The organism is Xanthomonas vasicola (genome assembly GCF_000772705.2).
GTDB lineage: Bacteria > Pseudomonadota > Gammaproteobacteria > Xanthomonadales > Xanthomonadaceae > Xanthomonas > Xanthomonas vasicola.
In genome coordinates this window covers 24,092-34,678 of the sequence record NZ_JSBW02000028.1, presented here as the reverse complement: position 1 = coordinate 34,678, position 10,587 = coordinate 24,092, and the positions used below count along the sequence as shown (strand labels likewise).

Annotated in this window: 13 protein-coding genes; all 13 read left to right on the top strand. The window is 61.5% G+C overall.

What is annotated here, in order from left to right; genetic code table 11:
- The coding region (locus tag NX05_RS07010; RefSeq protein ID WP_162231352.1) for an ATPase, T2SS/T4P/T4SS family at positions 1 to 472 on the top strand (472 nt) is incomplete at its 5' end.
- Between the two features lie 206 nt (positions 473 to 678).
- Positions 679 to 999, top strand: a complete 321-nt coding sequence (locus NX05_RS07005; protein ID WP_039431447.1) for a TrbC/VirB2 family type IV secretion system protein — start codon at positions 679 to 681, stop codon at positions 997 to 999.
- A gap of 1 nt (position 1,000) precedes the next feature.
- A complete protein-coding gene (locus NX05_RS07000; protein WP_019238162.1) occupies positions 1,001 to 1,267 on the top strand; it encodes a VirB3 family type IV secretion system protein in 267 nt (88 codons plus the stop codon).
- 64 nt (positions 1,268 to 1,331) lie between these two features.
- Complete coding sequence (locus tag NX05_RS06995; protein WP_039431435.1) at positions 1,332 to 3,902, top strand: TraG/VirB4 family ATPase; 2,571 nt, start codon at positions 1,332 to 1,334, stop codon at positions 3,900 to 3,902.
- 18 nt (positions 3,903 to 3,920) lie between these two features.
- Positions 3,921 to 4,700, top strand: a complete 780-nt coding sequence (locus NX05_RS06990) for a TrbJ/VirB5 family protein (RefSeq protein WP_039431434.1) — start codon at positions 3,921 to 3,923, stop codon at positions 4,698 to 4,700.
- Positions 4,697 to 5,035, top strand: a complete 339-nt coding sequence (locus NX05_RS06985) for a hypothetical protein (protein WP_039431433.1) — start codon at positions 4,697 to 4,699, stop codon at positions 5,033 to 5,035. Before NX05_RS06990 ends, NX05_RS06985 begins: the two co-directional genes overlap by 4 nt.
- A gap of 19 nt (positions 5,036 to 5,054) precedes the next feature.
- Positions 5,055 to 6,533, top strand: coding sequence for a P-type conjugative transfer protein TrbL (gene trbL, locus NX05_RS06980; protein ID WP_039431432.1), 1,479 nt, complete (start codon positions 5,055 to 5,057; stop codon positions 6,531 to 6,533).
- Between the two features lie 6 nt (positions 6,534 to 6,539).
- Positions 6,540 to 7,250: a conjugal transfer protein TrbF gene (gene trbF, locus NX05_RS06975; protein WP_039431431.1), complete on the top strand. Its 711-nt coding sequence runs from the start codon at positions 6,540 to 6,542 to the stop codon at positions 7,248 to 7,250.
- Positions 7,251 to 7,276: 26 nt separating this feature from the next.
- Positions 7,277 to 8,269 carry a P-type conjugative transfer protein TrbG gene (gene trbG, locus NX05_RS06970; RefSeq protein ID WP_039431430.1) on the top strand — a complete coding sequence of 331 codons (993 nt, stop codon included), beginning with the start codon at positions 7,277 to 7,279 and terminating at the stop codon, positions 8,267 to 8,269.
- Positions 8,270 to 8,284: 15 nt separating this feature from the next.
- Positions 8,285 to 9,637 (top strand): TraB/TrbI/VirB10 family type IV secretion system protein, encoded by a 1,353-nt coding sequence (locus NX05_RS06965; RefSeq protein WP_039431429.1) that lies wholly within the window; start codon positions 8,285 to 8,287, stop codon positions 9,635 to 9,637.
- A 70-nt stretch (positions 9,638 to 9,707) separates the two neighbouring features.
- Positions 9,708 to 10,016, top strand: a complete 309-nt coding sequence (locus NX05_RS06960; protein WP_008575014.1) for a hypothetical protein — start codon at positions 9,708 to 9,710, stop codon at positions 10,014 to 10,016.
- 10 nt (positions 10,017 to 10,026) lie between these two features.
- On the top strand, positions 10,027 to 10,266 hold the full coding sequence (locus NX05_RS06955; protein WP_008575015.1) for a hypothetical protein: 240 nt from the start codon (positions 10,027 to 10,029) through the stop codon (positions 10,264 to 10,266).
- 72 nt (positions 10,267 to 10,338) lie between these two features.
- Positions 10,339 to 10,587, top strand: coding sequence for a hypothetical protein (locus NX05_RS06950; RefSeq protein WP_003490067.1), 249 nt, complete (start codon positions 10,339 to 10,341; stop codon positions 10,585 to 10,587).

Below are 10,587 nucleotides of genomic sequence, written 5' to 3'. Positions count from 1 at the left end.
CCGCGTCATCACGCTGGAAGATACGCTGGAATTGCGCGTGGAAGCCGACGAGGTGGTGCGCCTGCGCACCGTGCGTAACCGCGACCAGATCACCCGCAGCATGACACACCTGTTGCGCGATACGCTGCGTATGACACCAGACCGCCTCATCGTCGGTGAGGTGCGTGGCCCGGAGGTCATGGACATGCTCGATGCCTGGAACACCGGCCATCCAGGCGGGCTATGCACCATCCACGCCAACAGCGCCAACGAAGCATTGGAGCGCATCGAGGACTTGCTAGTGCAAGGCGGGTTCCTGCCGGTTCCCCGCAAGATCGCCCGCACAGTGCAGCTCATCGTGAGTATCGGGTTCGAGACAGTAGACGCCGATGGCGGCCACAAGGCGGTGCGCCGCGTGCGTGAAGTGCTGCGCGTGAAGGGCGTCCAGCAGACGCCGGAAGGCAACGTCTACGCACTGGTGCCGGCTGCGTGACCTGAACGGAGCGGCTTCGGTGCTGTTTTCCTACGCGTTGTGTAGGAAATCACTGACTGCGATGCCCGTCAAAGAACGGACGATGGAGTTGGGTAGCTGACATTGCAGGTGTATGCGTTGTCAGCTACATTTCGTGGCATGGTGTGCAATGGTTTTGCAAACCATGTGAAGGAACGATATCAATTCCCCCAACCCATTCCAGGGATATGACGATGAAGCTGCGTAACACTCGCACCCTCCAGTTGCTGACGCTGGCGGTCTTCCTATTGCCGGCAGCCGCCTATGCAGGCGGTACCGGCATGCCGTGGGAAGGCTGGCTAGACAAGATCCTGAATAGTATTAGCGGCCCTGTCGCAAAGGCCCTCGGCGTGATTGCCATTATCAGTTGTGGCGTGGGCATCGCCTTTTCCGAGGGCGGCTCGGGCATGCGCAAACTGATGTATGTCCTTGTCGGTCTGTCGATCGCCTTCACGGCTTCCACGTTCTTCCTGAACTTCCTCGGCTTTGGCGGCGGCGCGGTGTTCTGACATGGACGAGAACGCCAATCCCGATGGCTATGAAGTTCCTGTTCACCGTGCACTGTCCACGCCTCGCCTCATTGCTGGAATCCCTCGTGACATCGCTGTTGTGTCGTTCACGATGGCAGCGGCGTTGATATTTGGCTTGCAATCGTGGTGGAGCTTGCCGCTCTATCTGGTGATCCACATCGGCTTGGTCCTGATGACCAAGTACGACACGCAATGGCCGGCGGCGCTGCGACGCGCTCTCCGTTTAAAAAACCACTACCGCGCATAGCGGGCTACCGGCAGTAGTCCGCCAACGCCGACCACTGCCGGTAGCGCTCAGTGAAGGCCAACCCATGCAGCGACTTCCGAAATACAGCAACGAACCTACAGACATCGGTGATGTGCTGCCGTGGGCATATCTGGTCGCCCCCGGCGTCGTGCTGAACCGCAACGCGTCGTTGATCACGACGCTGCGCTATCGCGGGCCAGACCTGGACTCGGCGACCAAGCACGAACTGATCGCCGTATCAGCCCAAATGAACAACCTGTTCCGTCGCCTTGGGGACGGCTGGTATTTCCAGATCGACGCACAACGTGCGCCCAGCACCAGCTACCCCAGCGGCGAGCACTTCCCCGACCCGATGTCCTATCTGATCGACGAAGAGCGCCGCAGCATCGCCGAGACGGGCGTGCACTTTGAGACCACCTATTACTTCACGCTTGGATGGCTGCCGCCCAAGGCGCGCGAGAGTGCTGCCCGTGCCTGGTTCTTCACCGACCCAGACGGGCAGCGCAAGACCGCGGCCAGTCGTGACCGGCAGACCATCAACGATTGGGTGGACAAATTCGTGGTGGAACGCGTGCGGCTGCTGGAAGCCTTCTCGGCCATCCTGCCCGAGGTCCACGCGCTTGATGACACCGAGTTGCTGACCTACCTGCACGACACCGTTAGCACCAAGCGTCACCCGGTGGTGCCGGGTGACGTATCTCAGGAACTGTGCCGCGTGCTGCCCGACACCCCGCTGATCGGTGGCAAAGAGCCGAAGCTGGGGAAGCACCACATGGGCATCATCACCGTGCGCCAGTTCCCGACCCAGACCACGCCCGGCATCCTGGACCGCTTGAACCGGATGGGCATGGCCTACCGGTGGGTGACGCGCTGGGTGGCCCTGGACAAGGCCACCGCAGACAAGGAAATGAAGAAGATCCAGCGCGAGTGGTTCAGCGGCCGCAAGTCTTTTATGGTCATCTTGAAGGAGCTATTGAGCAAGTCAGAGTCAGCGCTGGAAAACCCCGAAGCCCTTGCCAACGCGGCCGACACAAATGCGGCAATGCAGGAAATCGCGGCCGAGGCGGTGGGCTATGGCTATTTCACACAATCGCTGATTGTGTTGGACACCGACCCACGTCGGCTGGAAACCAAGCTGCGCGCCGTCGAACGCGAAATCAACGGCCTTGGCTTTGTCACTCTGGACGAGGCCCGCGACGGCAACGCAATCGATGCGTTTCTCGGCGCGGTGCCAGGCAACGCCCAGCACAATATCCGCCGGCCGATGGTGTCCACGCTCAACCTCGCCCACGCGATGCCAAGTTCCAGCGTGTGGGCCGGGCCGCGTTACTGCCAGAACGACCTATTCCCAGGCAATCAGCACCTAGACCACTCCCCGCCGCACATGTTCGTGGTCACCGGGGAGACAACGCCGTTCCGATTCAGCACGTATGTGGGCGACGTTGGGCACACGATGGTCATCGGCCCAACCGGTGCCGGCAAGTCGGTGCTACTCAACCTGGCCGAAACACAGTTCCGGCGCTACGAAGCGGCGCAGGTGTATGTGTTCGACAAGGGCGGCAGCTCGCGCATTACCACCGACCACGTGGGTGGCCGCTTCTACGACCTAGGCGGCGACAGCAGCCCGGCGTTTCAGCCACTTGCCCACGTGGACAACGACCAGGAGCGGGCGTGGGCGCAAGAATGGCTCATCGACATCATCGTGGGTGAAGGCGTCGAAATGACGCCCCAGCGTAAGCGCGCCATCTGGGACGCGCTCAACGAAATGGGCGGCCTGAACTACCCGGAGGAACAGCGCACCATTTCAGCCTTCACCGTGCTGGTGCAAGATCCAGACATCAAGCAGGCCTTGCACCCGTTCACGGTGGACGGCGCGCACGACTACCTGCTCGATGCAACGCACGATGACGTGTCGCTGGGCAGCTGGCTTGCGTTTGAAATGGAAGAACTGATGAACACCCCCCAGGTGGTCATGCCTGTGCTGACCTACCTGTTTCACCGCTTGGAGCAACGCTTCGACGCCAAGCGGCCAAGCATGTTGGTGCTCGATGAAGCATGGCTGTTCCTGGACCACCCGGCGTTTTCGGCCAAGATCCGCGAATGGCTTAAGGTGCTGCGTAAAGCCAACGTCGCAGTGTGGTTCGCCACACAGAGTCTGGCCGACGTGGCGCAATCCAAGATCATGCCGACGCTGATCGAGGCATGCATGACCAAGATCTTCCTGCCCAACAGCAGCGCCCGCAACGACGAGGTGGCCAAGTTCTACCGGATGTTCGGTTTGAATGAGAAGCAGCTGGACATCCTCGCCAGCAGCACGCCCAAGCGCGACTACTACCTGACCAGCCCGCAGGGCAATCGTCTGTTCTCGCTGGGCATGGGGCCGTTGGCGCTCGCTGTGTGTGGTGCAACCGGCAAGGAAGCGCAGCGGGACGCCATCGCCATCCGCAAGACCACCAGCTCCACCGTGCAGTTCAACGAGGCCTACCTAGCCCACCTGGTCAATAAGCACGACCAGGCGCAGGCCTCCAAGCCGGCAAACCAACGCACAGCGTCGCCCCTGCAATGGGCGCTCGACTTCGTGCGCTCCGTTGAAAGCAGTCCCGCAGCGCCGAGCAACACCCCCGTCCAAGCCTAACCCCGCATGGAGAACGCTATGACCATTCGTCGCGTTACCGCAGCACTCACCGTCGCCATCGGCATCACTGTTGCCGGCGGCTCCGCCGTCTATGCACCCCCGGCGCAAGCGTTGGTGTGCGCCAATTGCAGCAACCTGGTGACCCAGCTGTTGCAGCAGAGTCAGGAGATTTCGGCCTATGCAAAGCAGGTGCAGCAATACAAAACCCAGCTGGATCAATTGAACTTGCAGATCCAGCAGGTTGCCAACGAAGGCCGCAATCTGGCCTCGTTGCCGAGCAATGTGTTCGGTCAGTACCAGCGGGTTTACGACTCCTACAAGCAGAGCATCAACCAACTGCGCGGAAGCATGGCGAACCTACAAAACACACGAGACCTGTTCGCCCAACGCTATCCCCAAGTGACCGATGACGCGACCTTTCAGCAGCTTTCCACGATGGTTGATCAGTGGCAATCGCAGGGCCGCGAGAACGTAGAGGACGCCCTTTACAGCGGCGCCGCCGTCCTGGACACCCTGGACAGCACCAACCAGCAGTTCGAGACGATGGGCCAGGCCTCGCAGTCAGCGACAGGTGCCCTAGCTGCCACGCAGGCCGGTAACCAGATCAACATGCTGGTCGGCCAGGAAATGATGAAGCTCAACGCACAAACGGCGGCGATGAACCAAGCCGTGCTTGAGGAACAGGCTCGGCAATTTGCATCCGACCAAGCCAACAACGTCAAGCTCAGCAAAGCTCACGGCAGCAGCGCCTACGACAAATCGACGGTCGCACCGGCCAACATTGAGTTCTTAAAGTGAAAAATACCATCCGCCTTGTAGTGATTGCCGTCGCCGTAACCCTCGTAGGTTGCGGCGAACGTGCCACGTCGGTTCCCGACAGAGGGCCAGCTAACGGGACTATTCCCGGCGATGCAGTGATACCGATCTTTGAGAAGTTGGGCCTGCCAGATAAGTGCAAGCAGGTTGGCACGTTCGACCAGACGTGCGCGAACCAGATCGACAGTGCATACGGCATTGGCGCCGGCGATGACGCACGGATCAAGCTGAAAACATGCCGCGCTTATGGGAATTGTGGCGACAAACGCGGCTCTCCGGCGAAGTCCACCGTGCCTCCGGCTAAAACGAGCTTCTAACTACCAAAGGTAGGCCGCTATGAACCCGACCACCACCGGATTTCTAACCGCGTTACTCAACAATTTCGTCAACGTTTTCTCCAACGGGTTCGGAATCCTGACACCACGTGCGTCCGCAATATTGGGCACGCTCGCAGCGATCGAAGTAGCGCTAGCTGCGCTTTTTTGGGCGCTGCGCGGTGAAGACTTCACTGCACCGTTCCTTAGAAAGCTCCTAAGGATCGGCTTCTTTGCCTTCCTGGTCGCATCATGGCCGACCTTGACCAATGGAGTAGCCACCGGACTCGCACAGATCGGAACCCTGGCGGGCGGTGGTACCTCGACATTAATTAAAGACCCCAGCGCAATCCTAGATAGAGCAATGGAGGTCATCAAACCAATCGATGATCAGATCCAGGACATGCAACGCGGCGGGTGGATGGACAAAGTTGCGATGCTCGCAGTAGTTGTCCAGTACACGATTGCGGAGCTGTTTATCCTGGCTGCATTCGCAGTGTTAGCAGTCACGTGCATGCTGACCGTCCTCGAGTTCTATCTAGTGTCGGTCTTAGGCCTAATTCTGGTTCCCTGGGGTATCAGCAATCACACTGCGTTCCTAGCTGAGAAAGCGATAGGCGCTGTCATAGCCCAGGGTGTGAAGCTGATGGTGTTGAGCTTCATCATGGCGGTTTACGGCAACGTCATGGCGACATTCACTGTGCCGCCAGCCCCCGAGATCCTTGTTACCTATCTCGCAGCTGTCTCGGCTGGTGTGATGGCCATCCTGGCCGTACATGCCCCAGCTGTAGCCGGAGGCCTGCTATCAGGCTCGCCGTCTTTGACCGCCGGTAGCGCGGCCGGTGTCGCCATTGGTGCCGGCGCTGCCGCCATCGGTGCGGGTGTCGGTGCCGCCGCGCTTGGCCGCATGGGCGCCGCCAGTGCGGCCAAGACCATCACCGCCGCCGGGCAGATCCACGGCGCCGGAAGTGCAGCTGCCGCAAATAGCACGGGTGCCGCTGCGGCTGCACTGAGCAATCCCGGTGTTCGTGGCAGCGTCATTGGTGGACTGATGGCGGCAAGCACGACACCGGCCGGCCAGGCCGTTGCAGCCGGCGTTCAACGCGCGGCAAGCACCCGGCTCGGCCAGGCCGCAATCAAGTTCGGCTCGGCCGCCGCTGCAAACATTGATCGCGGCGTCTCAGCGGGCGCCAGTTATGCGGCCGCTGGTGCGTCGGAAGTTGGCCGGATGGCCGCTGCACCGATCACCAATGCCGGCGCAGCGGTGAAGGACGCCTGGTCCCAGGGCGTCGCGATGAGCGGCGGTGTACAGCCGGCAGCTGCGCCGCCACCGCCTGCGACACCTACTCCGTCCCCGGAACGACTGGAAGCCGGCAGACAGCGATTCAGTGACGCAGCAACGGTCGCCAAGGCAACAACGACTGCCATCAAAGGAGCCACAACCACCAGTGGTGGCGGCAGTGGCAACCCGACGATTGCCCCAACCAACGACGAGAGCTAACCACGCATGAGCAGCACCAAAGACCTTCTCCAAACACCCGTCGGCCAGCGTCCCAGCTCGCCGCCGATGTCGCCGCACCACGACTCGGCTCGCAAAGGCTGGACGGACAAACTGGAAAAATCGGAGAGCGACAAACGCGCATGGCGCTGGGCTGCGGTTGGCGGCTACGCGCTGTCGGTCATGTTGGCTGGCGGTCTTATTGCCGTGAGCAATCGACCGCCACCGAAGCCGCTCATTGCGCGCATCAATGCAGATGGTGCGGCGCAGGTTGTGGGCTACGCGACCCCCAACTACACGCCCGGTCAGGCGGAGATTCGCTACTTCCTGAAACATTGGGTGGAGCTGGTGCGCACCGTGCCACTCGATCCGGTGGTGGTGAAGTCGGCTTGGAATGAGGCCTACAACTTCATGACGCCGGCCTCCGCAAACAAGCTAAACGCCGAGGCGCGCGTGCCGGGTTCGACCATGAGCAAGGTCGGCCAAGAAACTGTCACCACGCAAGTGACTTCCGTGGTGCCCGTGTCGGCCGACAGCTATCAGGTGCGGTGGATCGAAACGAGCTTCACCGATCAGGGCCAGGTCAAAGAGCGGTCAACGTGGACGTCCACGTTCACCGTCAAGCAAAGCCAACCTGATCGAAAGATCGAGCTGATAAACCCGCTCGGCCTGTTCATCACGGACTTCAATTGGCAGCGCGACATCGGCAGCACCCCCTAATTTTTTCGCCTAAGAGTGCAAACACTATGCAAACCATGAAGACCTCTCTTCTGCCCCTGCTGCTGTTGTCTGCCGGCATTGCCAATGCGCAGAGCACGCCACAAGTGCCGGCGATCACCAGCGCGCTCAACGACAACAGCACCGCAGCTGCCAACGCAGCGCCGTTGGCGAACAACCCACCCGCACCCGCGCAGGCATACGTGCCGCCGCCAGTAACGCCTGAGCGAGTCTCCCCGCGTGTTGCCAAAGCGCGGTCCGACTTCGACAGCAAGCAACGCGCCCAGGTCGCCGAATACGTCGGCCAAGCACGTCAAGCGCCAACGAGCAGCAGCACCGCCAACATCGGCGGACAGACGGTCTTCACCTATAGGCCTGGTGCGCTCTACACGATCTATGTCGGCGCCGGCCGTCAGACCGTGATCGACTTCCAGCCCGGCGAGCAGCTGACCGGCGAGGTCAACGGGTCGGATACGGTGCGCTGGCTGATTAGCCAGGTCACCAGCGGCACCGATGCCGGTGAGCAAGTGCACCTGGTGCTGAAAGCCGTGGAGCCAGGTCTGACCAACGACCTGTTCATTGCCACCAATCGTCGCACCTACCTGGTCACCGCGCGTAGCGTGACCGATTGGAGCATGCCTAGCGTGTCCTGGCAGTACCCGATGGACACCTGGAAGGCACAGCAAGCCGTGGCAGCCAAGCGCGAAGCCGTCGAGCCGGTGGCGGTGGCCCCAGACGCGCTGCACTTCAACTACGACATCAAGGGCGGGCGATACGCCTGGAAGCCCATGCAGGTCTTCGATGATGGCGCGCAGACCTATATCCGCATGCCAGCCACGCTCAACGCGACCGATGCCCCGGCGTTGTTCCTGATCGAGAAGGGCGAACCGCTACTGGTGAACTACCGCGTCAAGGGCGTGGCGAACGGTACCAGCGGACCGACCTACATCGTGGACCGCGTGTTTGATCGCGCCGAGCTGCGCGTCGGTGCGAAGCAAACCATCACGATCCGCCGTCGCTAATCACAGAGGTGCCGCATGCAGACCACGAACGGAACCCCGGCTGACGACGAACGCGATCCGGTCACTGGCGAATCGGCCAGCCAAGGCTATCAGCCGCCGCAGGACGCACCTATCCCGCTGGCAACGCCAAAGCCGAAGATCAAGACCCTGGACAAAACGAAGGTCGGCATCATCGCCGGCATCGCGTTTGTGTTGATCGCATTCGCTTTCGTCCAGGCCTTCATGCAGAAGCCAAAACAGAACAAGCCCAAGGAGCAAGCGACGACGGCCAACATGTCTAACAAGCCTGAGGCCTTCAATGCGTTGCCCAGCGACTACGCCACGGCCGCTCAGCAGCGTGCAGAGCGCGTGCCCAAGTTGGGGCCACCCATGCCAGGGGAAACGGGTCAATTGCAGTACGCGGCCCAACAGAAGGCCAGCACGCGAGCCTACGGCAGCGGGCAAGCGCAGACAGCAGCCCAGCAATTTGCCGCCCAGCAGGATCTACAGCGCCTACAACAGGCCGCCAACGCCCGCTACGCAAAAACCAGCTTCCAACAGAGCGGCGGAGCTGGTGGAGCGGGCAACCCGGGCCAGTTCGGCGGGCAGGCTGGATTTGGCGGGATGCCGCCGAACTCCCCCGAGGCGTTGCAACAGCAGCAACTGCTTGCCCAAGCAGCCGCTGCTGCTGCCGCAGCTGGTGGGCTGGACAAAACCGCCCGCGACGATGCCAACCGCCAGGACGACAAGCGGCAGTTCATGGACGAGAAACGCGATACCGGCACGCTGCAATCGCGCCTGACCTTGCCGGCCACACCCACCGTCGTGAGTGCCGGCACGCTGATCCCTGCCCTCTTCCTGACCGGGATCAACAGCGACCTGCCCGGCCAGATCACCGCCCAGGTGTCGCAGCCGGTCTACGACACCCCGACCGGCCGCCACGTGATCATTCCGCAAGGCTCGGTGCTGATCGGTGCTTACGACTCGCGGGTGACCTTCGGGCAGAACCGCGTGCTGCTGGTCTGGCAGCGCCTGCGTTTCCCGAACGGCTCCAGCCTGGACCTTGAGGGCATGGCCGGTGTTGACCTGTCCGGCTATGCCGGCGTGAGCGATAAGGTGAACAACCATTGGGGCAAGGTGCTGTCGAGCGTGCTGCTGTCGAGTACGGTCGCCGCCGCCGTGGCAACGGCAGAAGGTGACAGCTTTTCCGCTTTCCAGCGTGACGCTGGTCAGGCTGCATCCCAGGGCGCGGCGCAACAGATCAACCAAGCCGGCGCCCAGCTGCTCCAGCGCAGCATCAACGTGCAGCCCACCCTGGAAATCAGGCCCGGCCAGCGGGTTGCAGTGATGGTCAACAAAGACTTGGCGCTGTCGCCCTATGGCCCGTGAGCGTGATCTAACGTGTGCAATATCAGTAAACTCCGATGGCTTTACCAACCACCCAACGGAGCCAAAAGCTATGCCTGCAAAAGCCGCACGGCGACAAGTTGTCGCGAACGTGGCCCCTAAGCAGATGAAAGCGATTGACCGCGATGCACAGCGCGCCGGATTAAGCCGACGCATGTTTATGCAAAACCTCATGGAAGAATTTCTGCTTCAACCCACCACCCTGGTTCCCGGCGGCATCTACCGCAAGCTCGACCGCGAACGCCTACGGTTCCACCTGTCCGTGCCCTTGCACAACGCTGTCAACAAGTACGCCAAGAAGCTGGGCGTCACGATCAGCGTCGTTATCACCACCGCTGTAGCCAATCGCTACCCGCTCTAGGAACAACAACATGGCCCGCAAACCATCCGCACTGCCGAAGATCCCCGTCAAGACTGAGCGCGTCACCAAGCGCTTGCAGTTCGATCCCAACCTCATCAAACGTGTTGAGGCCTTCTGCGATTTCTACGCCGAGACCGTGGGCGCAAAACCTGACTGGAACGATGCCGCCGTTGCCCTGATCGAGCATGCGCTCGATGGCAACCGTGACTTCAACAAGTACCTTGCCGAGCAGAACAAGCCAGCTGCATGACCACACCGTGACGCACTCAGTCTGTGCGGCCCACCTCGCGTGGCCGCATCGGACAACCGCCGGAGTTAGCGCATGAACGCACCCGAAAAGAGCCTGGGATACCGCATCGGCGAAATGCTCTACGCCATGTCGCAGTGGTCACGCCCAGCCCGCGCCAGCATTGTGATCGTTGGCATGCTGGCTGCCATCGTATTTTTCTGGCTGTCGATTCCGGCCGCCGCCGTCGCCATCGGGTTTGTCTCGCTGGCGACATTCTGGCTGCTGCTGCCCACCGACCCGCCGGCCGACCCGAACACCGCCGCCAACGACTCGGAGGGCTGA